Source organism: Kocuria sp. HMSC066H03 (genome assembly GCF_001812045.1).
Taxonomy (GTDB): Bacteria; Actinomycetota; Actinomycetes; order Actinomycetales; family Micrococcaceae; genus Kocuria; species Kocuria rhizophila.
On sequence record NZ_KV807505.1, the window covers coordinates 272,607 to 287,481 of the forward strand.

Sequence of the window (14,875 nt, forward strand, 5' to 3'; positions counted from 1 at the left end):
AGACACGGAAGTGATGACCATGGCCCAGAACAGCCGCCCCGGAGCAGTCCGCAAGAAGAAGAAGGGCCCGGTCGTGGGAAGCGGCGGGCAGCGCCGCAAGGGCCTCGAGGGCCGTGGCCCCACCCCCAAGGCGGAGGACCGGGTCTACCACAAGGCGTACAAGGCCAAGCAGGCCGCGGCCCGCAAGCAGCAGAACCAGCCGCGCCGTCCCCAGCGCTCGGGCACTGGTCCCATCAAGGAGGATCTCGTCACGGGCCGCAACTCGGTGCTCGAGGCGCTGCGCGGGGGCGTCCCCGCCAAGACGCTGTTCATCGCGTCCAAGATCGAGGTGGACGACCGCGTCAAGGACATCCTGCAGCTGTGCGCCGAGCGCCAGGTGCCCACCCTGGAGGCCTCCCGCGGTGAGCTGGACCGGCTCTCGGCGGACGCGATCCACCAGGGCGTGGTGCTGCAGGTGCCGCCGTACGAGTACCAGGACGCGGACGAGCTCGCGGCCTCACTCATGCGGGGCGCGGACCAGGGGCACCCGCCCCTGCTGGTCGCGGCGGACGGCATCACCGACCCCCGCAACCTGGGCGCGATCATCCGCAGCGTCTCCGCGTTCGCCGGGGACGGTGTGATCCTGCCCGAGCGCCGCTCCGCCGGGGTCACCGCCACCGCGTGGAAGACCAGCTCGGGTGCCGCCGCGCGCGTGCCCGTGGCCAAGGCCACCAACCTCACGCGGACCCTGGAGAACTGCAAGAAGCAGGGATACTTCGTGGTGGGCCTGGACGGCGGCGGGGACATGTCCCTGCCGCAGCTCGAGCTGGCCACCGAGCCTCTCGTGGTGGTCGTGGGCTCGGAGGGCAAGGGGCTCTCCCGCCTGGTGACCGAGCACTGCGACGCGATCGTGTCCATCCCCATCGAGTCCGCCATGGAGTCGCTCAACGCCTCCATGGCCGTGGGGATCACGCTGTACGAGATCGCGCGCCGGCGTGCAGGCGCGTAGCCACCCGCTGGGGGTCCACCCCTCGCGGTCCGGGGACGGCACGGCCAACGTGGCCGTCCACGCGCCCGGACTGGACGCGGTGGACCTCGTGTTCCAACGCCCGGGGGAGACCTGGCAGCGGCTGCGGCTGGAGGGCGAGAACCACGGCACCCACTACGCCACCGTGCCCCGGCCGCGCAGCGTCCCCGCTCAGGAGATTGACGCCCGAGGAGATCGCCCGGGACGTGTGCCCGGCCATGCCCGAGGGCACCCGCTACGGGTTCGTCGCAGCGGCGCCGGCAGGGACCCCCGCGCCGGACCCTGCCGTGGAACCCGTGCTGCTGGACCCCTACGGGCGGGGACTCGAGCGCGTGGCTCCGCCCAGCGGCGTCGTCAACCCCGGCCCGGACGCGTACGGCGGCATGTACGTGTCCGTGGTGACCGCCCAGAACCACACGTGGCAGGACGAATCCCGACCCACCCCGCCGTGGCGGGACACCGTGGTCTACGAGGCGCACGTCAAGGGCCTCACCATGCTCCACCCCGAGATCCCGCACGATCTCCGGGGAACCTACGCGGGTCTCGCGCACCCCGTGGTGCTGGAGCACCTGCGCGGCCTGGGAATCACCGCCGTGGAGCTTCTCCCCGTGCACGCGCACCTGGACGAGCAGCACCTCACGGCGAATGGGCTCACCAACTACTGGGGATACAACACCCTGAGCTTCTTCGCCCCGCACGCCGGCTACGCCACGGCGGCCGCGCAGGCCGCCGGGCCCACGGCGGTGCTCGACGAGTTCAAAGCCGCGGTGGACGCACTGCACGGGGCCGGGCTGCAGGTGTTCCTGGACGTGGTCTACAACCACACGGCCGAGGGCGGCCCGGACCAGCGGGCCTACTGCTGGCGGGGGCTCGGGGACCGCGCGTACTACCGGCACGACCAGCACGGCGTGTCCGTGGACGTCACGGGCTGCGGGAACTCCATGGACTTCTCCAACCCGCAGGTGGTGCGCATGGCACTGGACTCCCTGCGGTACTGGGTCACCGAGTGCCACGTGGACGGCTTCCGCTTCGACCTGGCGCCCGAGCTCGGGCGGGACGAGCACCACCAGTTCACGCGCAACCACCCGTTCTTCGTGGCCGTGGCCGCGGACCCCGTGCTGCAGGGCGTGCGGATGATCTCCGAACCGTGGGACGTGGGCGCCGGCGGCTGGCAGACGGGGCGCTTCCCGGTGGGGTGGGCGGACTGGAACGACCACTACCGGGACACCGTGCGGGACTTCTGGCTCGCTGGCCAGCGCACCATGCGCCGCGGCGGAGGAGGGGGCACGGCGGCCCGCCTCGCGGGGGCAATGTCCGGTTCCGCGGAGCTGTTCGCCCCGCACGGGCGCAGCACCCTGGCGTCCGTCAACTTCGTCACGGCCCACGACGGGTTCACGCTCTACGACCTCACGGCGTACGACGCCAAGCACAACGAGGCCAACCTCGAGAACAACGCGGACGGCACCAACGACAACCACTCGTGGAACCACGACCACGAGGGGTTCGCCCCGGACGTCCGGGTCCGCGCCGCCCGGGCCGCCACGGCGCGGAACATGATGGCCACCCTGCTCTTCTCCCAGGGGATACCCATGATCACCGCGGGCGACGAGTTCCTGCGCACCCAGGACGGCAACAACAACGCGTACTGCCAGGACAACAGGCTCTCCTGGGTGGACTGGCGCCCCACACCCCTGGCGCGCTCGATGTTCCGCACCACCCAGCGACTGATCCGCGCCCGGCGCGCGTTCCTCGCGGGTCAGCCCCGGCAGTTCCCCACGCGTCCCGAGGACGTGGTGCTGCTCTGGTACGCGAGCACCGGGGATCACATGACGGCGGAGCGGTGGCAGACCGACGGGGAGCGGGCGCTGCAGGTGGTCATCGCCGCGCGCGGGGGAGACCTCGCGGGGCTCTTCGTGCTCAACGGCACGCAGGCACCGGTGAACGCCGTGCTGCCCCTGCTCGAGTCCCCGCACGACGACGCCGCCGCGCTGCCGCCGCGGGAGGCCACCTTCCGTCTCGTGCTCGCCACGGACCCCCAGCTGGACGAGCTCACGGGCAACCGCTGGCACACCGGGGACACGGTGGAGGTGCCCGCGCAGAGCGTCGCCATGTTCGCCGTCACCTGACGCGGCGGACGCACGTGCGAGAACGCCCCCTCCCGCCCAACCGGTGCTCCGGTGCGGAAGGGGGCGTTCTGCGTGCTGCGGGAGCTCAGCCCGCGGCGTTGCTCACGAGCGCCAGCTCGGCCGGATCGGCCAGCTCGTCGTGTCGGGGCAGCACCCGCACCGTGTAGCCGAACGGCCCGGAGCGGTCGATCGTGATGGGGCCGCTGAACTGCACGCGGCCCGCCCCGAGGTCCTTGACCGGGGCCAGCACGGCGTAGGAGCGCTCGTGCAGGTGGTCGGTCTCGCTGACCCGGCCGTAGCCCACCTGGACGGTGACGTCCTCGGGGGACAGAGGGCCGAGGTCCACGTACGCGCTGATGCCGAGCTCGTCCCCGATCTGCGGCTCCTGGTGCACACCCTGCGCGTCCACGTGCTCCACGCGGACCCGGGGCCACGCCTCCCGCACCCGTTCGATCCAGTGGGCCGTGGCGCGTGCGGCGGCGCCGTCGTCCGCGGCCGCCCGGCGCCCGGACACGCTGGCCGGGACGTAGAGCTGCTCCACGTAGTCGGTGAGCATGCGTCGGGAGGACACCCGAGGACCGAGGGTCGCCAGCGTGTGCCGCACCATGGCGAGCCACTGGTGCGGGACGGCGGCGGAGGGGCTCTGCGCGGTGTCGGCCTCCGGCGTGTCGGTCGCGGTCCCGGGCGTCTCGCCGTAGAAGCGCGGCGCCACGTGGCTCTCGATCAGCTCGTAGAGGGCCGCGGCCTCCACGTCGTCGCGCTCGTCCGTGCTGGCCTTGCCGTCCGCGGTGGGGATCGCCCAGCCGTTCTGTCCGTCGTACATCTCGTCCCACCAGCCGTCCAGCACGGAGAGGTTCAGCCCGCCGTTGATCGCGGCCTTCATGCCGGACGTGCCGCACGCCTCGAGGGGGCGCAGCGGGTTGTTGAGCCACACGTCGCACCCCGGGAAGAGCACCCGGGCCATGGCGATGTCGTAGTTGGGCAGGAAGACGATCCGGTGGCGCACCTCGGGATCGTCCGTGAAGCGCACGAGGTCCTGGATCATCCGCTTGCCCATCTCGTCCGCGGGGTGGGACTTGCCGGCCACCACCAGCTGCACCGGGCGCTGGGGGTCCAGCAGGATGCGCTTGAGCCGTTCGGGGTCCCGCAGCATGAGCGTGAGCCGCTTGTACGTGGGGACCCGGCGGGCGAAGCCGATGGTGAGCACGTCCGGGTCCAGCACGCTCTCCGTCCAACCCAGCTCGGCGTCCGTGGCACCGCGCTTCTTCCAGGACGCGCGGAGCCGCTCGCGGACGTCTTGCACGAGGCGCTCGCGCAGCACGCGGCGGGCGGCCCACAGCTCGGTGTCGGGGACGTCGTAGATCTTCCGCCAGCGGGCCGCGGGATCCTGGTCGTTCTCCCCGGGCTCGAGGGTCAGCGCCGCCACCTCGGGGTCGATCCACGAGGGCACGTGCACCCCGTTGGTCACGGAGGAGATCGGCACCTCGTCGGCGTCGAAGCCCTGCCACAGTCCCTGGAACATGGACCGGGACACCGCGCCGTGCAGCTTGGCCACACCGTTGGCGCGCTGGGCGAGGCGCAGGCCCATGACGGCCATGTTGAACTTGCCCGGGTCACCGCCGGGGTAGGTCTCCGCGCCGAGGTCCAGCACGTGGTCCACGGGGACGTCCGGAGCCAGGCCCGCGGCGAAGAAGTGCTCCACCTGGGCGCGCTCGAAGCGGTCGATGCCCGCGGGCACCGGGGTGTGGGTCGTGAACACGGTGCTCGCGCGCACCTGGGCGAGGGCCTCGTCCCACGTCATGGGTGCGGCCCCGGCGCCGGGGTTCATGAGCTCCTGGACCCGCTCGATGCCCAGGAAGCCGGCGTGGCCCTCGTTGCAGTGGTACACCTCGGGCGCGGGTGCTCCGGTCAGGCGGCTGTGCAGACGCAGCGCGCGCACCCCACCCATGCCCAGCAGCAGCTCCTGCTGCAGGCGGTGGTCGCTGCCGCCGCCGTACAGCCGGTCGGTGACGTTGCGGGCGGCGTCGTCGTTGTCCGGGATGTTCGAGTCGAGCAGGAGCAGGGGGACCCTGCCCACGTCCGCGCGCCAGATCTGTGCGGACAGCGAGCGCCCGTCGGGCAGGGGAAGCGTCACGCGCGCGGGTGAGCCGTCGGCCTCGCGCAGCAGGGACAGGGGGAGTTCGTCGGGGTCCAGGACGGGATAGGTCTCCTCCTGCCAGCCGTCGCGGGACAGGGACTGCTTGAAGTAGCCCGCCTGGTAGAGCAGCCCCACCCCGACCACGGGTATCCCCATGTCGGAGGCGGTCTTGAGGTGGTCGCCGGCCAGGATGCCCAGCCCTCCCGAGTACTGCGGGAGAGCGGAGGTGATGCCGTACTCGGCGGAGAAGTACGCGGTCGCCGCGGGTGCGTCGTCGCCCTGGGTGCGCTGGTACCAGTGCGGCTCGCTCAGGTAGGTCTCCAGGTCGGCGTCGAGCGCCCGGATGCGCGCCACGAGATCGGGGTCCTGCGAGATCTGCTGGATCTCCTCGCGGGTCAGGGACCCCAGGAGCTTGACGGGGTCCCCGTGCACGGTCTCCCACGCGTGGGGACTGAGCTCGGCGAAGAGGTCTTCGGTGGGTTTGTGCCAGGACCAGCGGAGGTTCCTGGCCAGGCGCCCCAGCGGGGCGATGGACTCGGGGAGGACGGTGCGGACGGTGAACCTTCGGATGGCCTTCACCCTTGAGAGCTTATCGGCCACGGCCCGCTGCCGCACGGGTGTCACCGGACGTTGCCGCGCCGCCGTGATGCTTCGCAGCCTTAAGAATCCCGGCGATAGTCGGTAACGTGGGCCACGTGTCGCAGCAGAACCAGCCCTCAGGCCGCCACCCGTTTCCCGAGACCACGCCGGACGCCCGCGCGGGGGGTGCGCTCCCTGATGTGGGATCGCGCCTGACGCCGCCCGTCCCCGCCTCCGGTGTTCCCGACGTCGCTCCTTCCGTGCACCGCGCCGGTCCCGCTCCGTCCGCCGAGCCGGAGGCGCACGAACCCTCCGTCGCGGCCGTCGCGGCCGTCGCGGCCGATGTCGAGGAGGGCGGTGCGGACTTCCCGTCCGAGGACCTCGTCTACGGCCGGATCCCCGTCTCCGACGTCAGCCCCGTGGTCGAGGGCGGGCGCTTCCCCGCGACCGCGATCCCCGGGGAGGACATCCGGGTGATGGCCACGGCGTTCCGCGAGGGGCACGACTCCCTGGGTGTGACCGCCGTTCTCTACGACCCGCAGGGGCGTGAGGCGCAGCGCCGGACCATGACGCTCGTGGAGACCGGCACGGACCGCTACCAAGCGTGGCTGCGGCCCGAGTACGAGGGCCGCTGGAGCTTCGCCGTGGAGGGCTGGTCCGACCTCTACGACACGTGGCACCACGCCGCAGAGATCAAGCTCGGGGTGGGGCAGGACGTGGAGCTCATGTTCCAGGAGGCCTCGCTGCTGTTCGACGCCGCGTCCAAGGAGTCCGACCGCGGCCAGGACGAGGTCCGTGCGTTCGAGGAGGCCGCCGAGGCCGTGCTGGACACCTCGCTCAGCGTCGAGGAGCGCTGGCAGATCGCCACGTCCGACACGATCCGGGACCACGTGGCCGAGCGCCCTCTCCGCGACCTGCTGAGCAGCTCCGAGCACTACCCGATCGAGGTGGAGCGCGAGGCGGCCGGGCGCGGCTCCTGGTACGAGTTCTTCCCCCGTTCCGAGGGGGCCACCTTCGACCCCGAGACCGGCACCTGGAGCTCCGGCACGTTCCGCACGGCCACGGCGGCCCTGGACCGCGCCGCGCGCATGGGCTTCGACGTGGCGTACCTGCCCCCGATCCACCCGATCGGACGCAACCACCGCAAGGGCCCGAACAACACCCTCACCGCCGGTGAGCAGGATCCCGGCTCCCCGTGGGCGATCGGCGGTCCGGAGGGTGGGCACGACGCCATCCACCCGGACCTCGGCACGTTCGAGGACTTCGACGCGTTCGTGGCCCACGCCCACGAGCTGGGCCTCGAGGTGGCCCTGGACCTCGCACTGCAGGCCTCCCCAGACCACCCGTGGGTCACCGAGCACCCGCAGTGGTTCACCACCCGCGCGGACGGCAGCATCGCCTACGCCGAGAACCCGCCCAAGAAGTACCAGGACATCTACCCCCTGAACTTCGACAACGATCCCCAGGGGCTCGCCGCCGAGGTGCTGCGCGTCGTGGAGCTGTGGATCTCCCACGGCGTGGACATCTTCCGCGTGGACAACCCCCACACCAAGCCCCTGTGGTTCTGGGAGTGGCTGATCGCCCGAGTCCGCGAGGAGCACCCGGACACGGTGTTCCTGGCGGAGGCGTTCACGCGACCGGCCATGATGCAGGGGCTGGCCAAGGCCGGTTTCCAGCAGTCCTACTCCTACTTCACGTGGCGCAACACCAAGGAGGAGATCGAGGAGTACCTCCAGGAGGTCTCCCACGAGACCTCCGGGTTCTACCGCCCCAACTTCTTCGTCAACACCCCGGACATCCTCACGGAGTACCTGCAGTTCGGCGGCCCCGCCGCGTTCAAGGTGCGCGCGGCGCTCGCGGCCACCGCGTCCCCGCTGTGGGGCGTGTACGCGGGGTACGAGCTGTTCGAGCACGTGGCCCGCCCCGGCGCGGAGGAGTACATCGACAACGAGAAGTTCCAGCTGCGCCCCCGCGACTTCGACGGCGCGGTGCAGCGCGGCGAGTCCCTCGCCCCGTACCTCACGCGGCTGAACCAGATCCGCCGGGACCACCCGGCGCTGGGAGACCTGCAGAACCTCACGCTGCAGAGCGCCTCGGACGACGCCATCGTGGCGTTCAGCAAGACCAAGACCGTGGACCGGGACGGTGTGCAGGTCAAGGACACCGTGGTCGTGGTGGTCAACACCGATCCCCACGCCACGCGCGAGGCCACCGTGTGGCTGGACCTGGACGCCCTGGACCTGCGGGACCAGGACTTCAACGAGGACGGCTCCTTCTGGGTGGACGACCTCATCACGGGTTCCAGCTGGAAGTGGGGCACCCACAACTACGTGCGGCTGGACCCGTACGTGGAGCCCGTGCACGTCCTGAGCATCCGCCGCGACGTGAAGTGAGTCCGCGCCGCCGCCGTGCGCACCCGCGCGGCGGCGGCCACCGAGCACCAGCCGTACGCCACAACGTCTCCTCGAGAGGGCAGCCCCGCCGACCATGAGCACCACTCCTTTCCACCTCAACGCTCCCGGGATCGCCCACGACCCCGACTGGTTCCGCAAGGCCGTGTTCTACGAAGTGCTCGTGCGGGCTTTCTCGGACGCGAACGGCGACGGCTCCGGGGACTTCACCGGTCTGATCGAGAAGCTCGACTACCTGCAGTGGCTGGGCATCGACTGCCTGTGGCTGCCGCCGTTCTACGAGTCCCCGCTGCGCGACGGCGGCTACGACATCTCGGACTACTACTCGGTCCTGGACGAGTTCGGCACCGTGAGCGACTTCAAGCGGCTCGTGGCAGAGGCCCACGCCCGCGGGCTTCGGGTCATCACGGACCTGCCCCTGAACCACACCTCGGACCAGCACCCGTGGTTCCAGGCGTCCCGCGAGGACCCGGAGGGCCCTTACGGGGACTTCTACGTGTGGTCGGACACGGACGAGAAGTACCAGGACGCCCGCATCATCTTCGTGGACACCGAGGTCTCCAACTGGACCTTCGACCCGGTGCGTCGGCAGTTCTTCTGGCACCGGTTCTTCTCGCACCAGCCGGACCTGAACTTCGAGAACCCCAAGGTCGTCGAGGCCGTGTTCGACGTGGTGAAGTTCTGGCTGGACGTGGGGATCGACGGCTTCCGGGCGGACGCCATCCCGTACCTCATCGAGGAGGAGGGCACCAACTGCGAGAACCTCCCGGGCACCCACGACTTCCTGGTCAAGCTGCGCGAGATGGTGGACCGGGAGTACCCGGGCCGCGTGATCGTCGCGGAGGCCAACCAGATGCCCCACGAGGTCGTGGAGTACTTCGGCACGGAGGAGTCCCCGGAGTGCCACATGTGCTTCCACTTCCCGATCATGCCGCGGATCTACTACTCGCTGCGTGACCAGAAGGCCGCGCCGATCGTCTCCACCATGGCGAACACCCCGCAGATCCCGCGCGGCACGCAGTGGGGCACGTTCCTGCGCAACCATGACGAACTCACGCTGGAGATGGTCACCAGCGAGGAGCGCCAAGCCATGCTCGGCTGGTACGCCCCGGACTCCCGGATGCGCGCGAACATTGGCATCCGGCGCCGCCTGGCCCCGCTGCTCGACAACTCCCGCGCGGAGCTCGAGCTCGCCCACGCCCTGCTGCTCTCCCTGCCGGGCTCCCCGTTCCTGTACTACGGGGACGAGATCGGCATGGGCGACAACATCTGGCTGGACGACCGGGACGCCTCCCGCACCCCCATGCAGTGGACCCCGGACCGCAACGCCGGGTTCTCCACGGCGGACCCGGGCAAGCTGTACCTGCCCGTGGTGCAGTCGCTGGTCTACAACTACACGCAGACCAACGTGGAGACCCAGCTGGCGTCGTCGTCATCGCTGCTGCACTGGATCCGCCAGATGCTCATGGTGCGCAAGGCCCACCCCGCGTTCGGGATGGGAGAGTACGTCAACGTGGACACGGACCACGAGTCGGTGCTGGCGTTCCTGCGCCGGCTGGCGCCCGAGGACGCCGAGGACGGCGTGGGGGAGACCGTGCTGTGCGTGTTCAACCTCGCGCACACGCCCGCGAGCTGCTCCGTGCACCTACCGGAGTACGCGGGGCGGGGCACGCGTGAGCTGTTCGGCGGCGAGCCGTTCGGGGAGTTCTCGGACACGGGTGACTACCGCGTGACCCTGGGCTCGCAGGACTTCTTCTGGCTGCGCCTGCGCCAGGCTCAGAGCACGGACGGCAACCACCCGGAGACGGTGGCCATGCCGATCATCAAGCCCGCGCGAGGCGAGTGAGCCCGCGCGGGTCCGCCCGCGCGAGCGCGACAGTGACTTCCGGACGAAAGCGGGGGATCCCCATGACGGATCAGCAGGTTCTCGACAGGTTGCGCGACTGGTTGCCGAGCCGGCGGTGGTTCCCGTTCACGGCCACCCCGGACCAGCTGCGGCTGAGCGTGGTGGGCCGTGCCGGGGTGGACGCCGGTGACAGGTGGGAGTCCCAGCCGGGGCGCGAGCGCATCGTGCTCCTGGTGGAGGTCACGGTGGGGGAGCGCAGCGAGCTGCTCAACATCCCCGTGCTCCTCTCGGAGGAGGCCGTGCCGGAGCTCGCGGACTTCGAGATTGGCTCCTACCGGACCGGCGGGGACGGTTCCGTTCCAGAGGGGACTGCCTCGGCCGCCGACGGAGCGTCGTCGTTCCTGCGCCGGGCCGTGTCCCAGGCGGGGGCGCTGCTGGACCGGCGCCGTTCGCAGGCCCGGGACACGCCCTCCGGGCAGCAGACGGGGGTCCCCCGGGACACCGCGCGGCCGGCGGACGGGAGCACGGTCCACGTCTACGACGCCGTGGGTGACCCGGTGTTCATGGACCGCGTGCTGCGGATGATGGACGCGCAGCTCACGGAGGGCGGCGTGCTGCGCCACGGCATGGGCCTGCACGGTCGCCACACGGGCGCGCTGAACACCGACTACCGGATCGCCGGCGCGGAGCAGATCCACGTGATCACCTCCGAGCAGTCCAACACGTCCGTGATCCTGCGGCCCGCGGACCGCGGGAAGGACGAGTCGGCGCTGCGGGAGGACGCGGTGATCGTCAAGTTCTTCCGCGTGGTGGGCGAGGGGCGCAACCCGGACGTCGAGGTGGGCGTCAGGCTCACGGCGCACCGTTCTTCTGCGGTGCCCGCCACGGCGGGGTGGATCGACGCCCAGTGGCGTCAGGGCCTCGTGACCACCTCGGGGCAGCTGGCCGTGGCCGCGCAGTTCCTGGACCGTTCGCGCGACGCCTGGGAGATGACGGTGGCCGCGGCCACGGAGGGCCGCGACTTCACGGAGCTCGCCCGGGACCTCGGGGTCACCACCGCTCGCGTCCACGCGGACCTGCTGGCGGCCTTCGACCCCGCGGAGGCGGACGACGACGCCCGGCGCCGCTTCCTGGAGGACCTCACCGGCCGCGTGAGGTGGGCCTGGGAGTCCTGCGGGGAGCGCTTCGAGCAGCTGCGCCCCGAGCTGGAACGTGTTCTGGAGGAGCTGGCGGAGATCCGCGAGATCCCCCCGCTGCAGCGGATCCACGGCGACTACCACCTGGGACAGGTGCTGCACAGCGACGCGCAGGGGTTCCGCATCCTGGACTTCGAGGGTGAGCCGTTGCGCCCCATCAAGGAGCGGGTCCGCCCGGACGTCGCCCTCCGGGACGTGGTGGGCATGCTGCGCTCGTTCGACTACGCGGGCGCCATGGCCGGCAGGGAGAACGGCCGGGACATGGGCGAGTGGACCAGGGCGGTGTCCGACGCCTTCCTGGAGGGCTACAGCTCGCGCAGCGGAGTCCCCGTGGACACGGACGGTGTCCTGTTCCGCGCCCTGTGGCTGGACAAGGCCCTGTACGAGGTCGTCTACGAGGAGCGCAACCGGCCCGACTGGGTCCGGGTGCCGGCGGACGCCGTGGTTCGTTCGCTTGAGCATGCCCGCTCCCGTACCGTGAACAGTGAGAACCACGAGAGCCCATCAACCCCGTCCAGAACCGAGGATTTCGTGACCACCGAGCACCCCCGTCCCTCAGATCCCCACGCCGCCTCCGACCGTGCGCCCGGCACTGCGCCCGTGTCGCAGGACGCCGCCGACGCCGCCCGCCCGGCTGCGCGTCCGGACGGCGCCGTGCGCGCGGAGTCCACGCCCGTGGCCGACGGGAGTGCGGTGTCCGGCACCGCTGCCGCAGCGGGAACCGCCGGCAAGAGCACGGCCTCCGTCGACGCGGCGGACAGCGGTGCCGCGGCGAGGACCGGTGACGGTGCGGCGTCGACTCCCGGTGCCGGGAACGCAGCGCACACCACGGCCGGGGACAGCACGTCCTCAGGAACCGGGGCCGGCGATGCCGCCGACGCACGGGCCGGGGTGGTTCCTGCGGCTGCGCAGACCGGTGGGAACGGTGCGGCTTCGCGGGTCGGCCGGACGTCGTCGGGCACTGCGGCCGGTGGGCCCGCGCCCGTGACCGAGGAGGTCCTCGCGGCCGTGGCCGAGGGGCGACACCACGATCCGCACTCGGTGCTCGGAGCGCACCCCAACCCGGACGGCTCGGTGACCATCCGCACCCTGAGGCGCTTCGCCACGTCCGTGGCGGTGCGCACGCCGGACGGCATCTTCCCCCTGGAGCACGAGTGGGGGGGGATCTTCACCGGTGTGGTCCCCGCCCACGAGAAGGGCCGCATCCCCGACTACCGGGTCGAGGTGAGCTATGCGGGCAGGGAGCCCGAGCTCGTCGACGACCCCTACCGCTTCGCACCCACCCTGGGCGAGCTGGACCTCCACCTGATCGGGGAGGGACGGCACGAGACCCTGTGGGAGGTGCTCGGCGCCCACGTGCGCCGTTACCCCTCGCCGCTGGGCGACGTCACCGGCGTGAGCTTCGCCGTGTGGGCTCCCAATGCCCAGTCCGTCCGCGTGATCGGCGACTTCAACGGCTGGGACGGTTCCGAGCACGCGATGCGTTCGCTGGGCTCCAGCGGCGTCTGGGAGCTGTTCGTGCCCGGCATGAAGTCCGGGGACACCTACAAGTACCGCATCCAGGGTGCGGACGGGGCGTGGCGGGACAAGGCCGACCCCATGGCCTTCGGCACGGAGATCCCGCCGTCCACCGCGTCCCGCGTGTTCGAGTCCGACTACGAGTTCCGCGATGCCGAGTGGATGGCCGCGCGGGCGGCGACCGACCCGCACAACGCGCCCATGAGCGTGTACGAGATGCACCTCGGGTCGTGGCGGATGGGTCTCGGCTACGTGGACCTCGCCCGGGAGCTCGTGGAGTACCTCACGTGGCAGGGGTTCACCCACGTGGAGTTCATGCCCGTCGCGGAGCACCCCTTCGGCGGGTCGTGGGGCTACCAGGTGACGGGCTACTACGCGCCGTCCTCGCGCTTCGGCTCCCCGGACGAGTTCCGCTACCTGGTGGACCAGCTGCACCAGGCCGGGATCGGCGTGATCGTGGACTGGGTGCCCGGGCACTTCCCCAAGGACGAGTGGGCGCTGGCCAACTTCGACGGCCAGCCGCTCTACGAGCACCCGGACCCCCGCCGTGGCGAGCACAAGGACTGGGGCACGCTCATCTTCGACTACGGCCGGCGTGAGGTGCGCAACTTCCTGGTGGCCAACGCCAACTACTGGCTCGAGGAGTTCCACGTGGACGGGCTCCGCGTGGACGCGGTGGCCTCCATGCTGTACCTGGACTACTCCCGCAACGACGGCGAGTGGGAACCCAACCAGTACGGCGGCCGGGAGAACCTCGAGGCCATCGCTTTCCTGCAGGAGGCCAATGCCACGGCCTACCGGCGCAACCCGGGCATCGTGATGATCGCGGAGGAGTCCACATCCTTCCCCGGCGTCACCAAGCCCACGAGCGCGGGCGGGCTGGGCTTCGGCATCAAGTGGAACATGGGCTGGATGCACGACAGCCTCGAGTACATGGCCGAGGACCCGATCAACCGGCACTACCACCACAACAAGGCCACGTTCTCCATGGTCTACGCGTTCTCGGAGAACTTCATCCTGCCGATCTCCCACGACGAGGTCGTCTACGGCAAGGGCTCCCTGCTCCGCAAGATGCCGGGTGACCGGTGGCAGCAGCTGGCCAACGTGCGCGCGTACCTCGCATACATGTGGGCGCACCCCGGCAAGCAGCTGATCTTCATGGGCACGGAGTACGCCCAGGAGTCGGAGTGGTCGCAGGAGCACGGTCTGGACTGGTGGCTCTCCGAGACCCCGCCGCACCACGGTGTCCAGGAACTGGTCAAGTCCCTGAACGAGGTCTACCGGAGCACCCCGGCGCTCTACTCGCGGGACAACGACCCCTCCGGTTTCGAGTGGATCGACGCGAACGACGCGCAGCGCAACACGCTGTCCTTCACCAGGTGGGACGACCAGGGCAACCCCCTGGTGTGCGTGGCCAACTTCGCGGGCAACACGCACGAGGGGTTCCGGCTGGGTCTGCCCTGGGCCGGCGAGTGGGAAGAGGTGCTCAACACGGACGCCGAGCAGTTCGGTGGTTCGGGCGTCGGCAACCTGGGACGCGTGACCGCCACCGAGGGGGCGTACAACGACAAGCCGGCCTCCGCAGAACTGACCGTGCCGCCACTCGCAGTGCTGTTTCTCAAGCCGGCCGGCAACTCGGCCACCGCCGGAACCCGCACCACCGAGCACGGGGACACCACTCCCTGACCTCACACCCCGGCAGGTCGCTGTGGCCTGTGCGGCAACAGGACGACGAACCCGCGGACGGCACCACGCCGACCGCGGGTTTGTCGTATCCCGGGGCCGCGTGTAATGTCTTCCGAGTTGCCGCGGCGACGGCCCAGCGGGCCGGAACGGGGCAACGGATCAGGGATCTCCCGCAGTGTCCGCTTCGACATGGTCGAATCGTGTGCTAGGATAAATCCCCGCAAGTCACCGAGGCAACGGCGACATGGAACGGCAACCTAGAGTTCACCTCGGGTTGCGGAAGATGGCGCCGGACGGTAACCTTGCAGATCGCAACCGACCGTGGTGGTCCTCGTAATGGGGAGCTGCGTTGTGGTGTGTTGTTTGTCAA

The 14,875-nt window shown here is 70.7% G+C and carries 6 protein-coding genes; 5 read left to right on the forward strand and 1 reads right to left on the reverse strand.

The genetic code is table 11. The annotated features are described in order from the left end of the window. Positions 1-19 precede the first annotated feature (19 nt). Positions 20-988 (forward strand): 23S rRNA (guanosine(2251)-2'-O)-methyltransferase RlmB, encoded by a 969-nt coding sequence (rlmB, locus tag HMPREF2833_RS03420; protein WP_070636709.1) that lies wholly within the window; start codon positions 20-22, stop codon positions 986-988. 197 nt (positions 989-1,185) lie between these two features. Further along, positions 1,186-3,132, forward strand: a complete 1,947-nt coding sequence (gene glgX, locus HMPREF2833_RS03425) for a glycogen debranching protein GlgX (RefSeq protein ID WP_246829068.1) — start codon at positions 1,186-1,188, stop codon at positions 3,130-3,132. Between the two features lie 85 nt (positions 3,133-3,217). Here the strand turns inward: glgX and glgP are convergent, their stop codons facing one another. Beyond that, positions 3,218-5,848 carry an alpha-glucan family phosphorylase gene (gene glgP / locus HMPREF2833_RS03430; RefSeq protein WP_070636690.1) on the reverse strand — a complete coding sequence of 877 codons (2,631 nt, stop codon included), beginning with the start codon at positions 5,846-5,848 and terminating at the stop codon, positions 3,218-3,220. Positions 5,849-6,048: 200 nt separating this feature from the next. Here glgP and HMPREF2833_RS03435 point away from each other — a divergent pair, with 200 nt between their 5' ends. From HMPREF2833_RS03435 to glgB, 3 genes are all read left to right on the forward strand, one after another. After that, a complete protein-coding gene (locus HMPREF2833_RS03435) occupies positions 6,049-8,241 on the forward strand; it encodes an alpha-1,4-glucan--maltose-1-phosphate maltosyltransferase (RefSeq protein ID WP_070636710.1) in 2,193 nt (730 codons plus the stop codon). A gap of 94 nt (positions 8,242-8,335) precedes the next feature. Beyond that, a complete protein-coding gene (gene treS / locus HMPREF2833_RS03440) occupies positions 8,336-10,105 on the forward strand; it encodes a maltose alpha-D-glucosyltransferase (RefSeq protein ID WP_070636691.1) in 1,770 nt (589 codons plus the stop codon). 62 nt (positions 10,106-10,167) lie between these two features. After that, positions 10,168-14,505: a 1,4-alpha-glucan branching protein GlgB gene (glgB, locus tag HMPREF2833_RS03445; protein ID WP_070636692.1), complete on the forward strand. Its 4,338-nt coding sequence runs from the start codon at positions 10,168-10,170 to the stop codon at positions 14,503-14,505. The last annotated feature ends 370 nt before the right edge of the window (positions 14,506-14,875 follow it).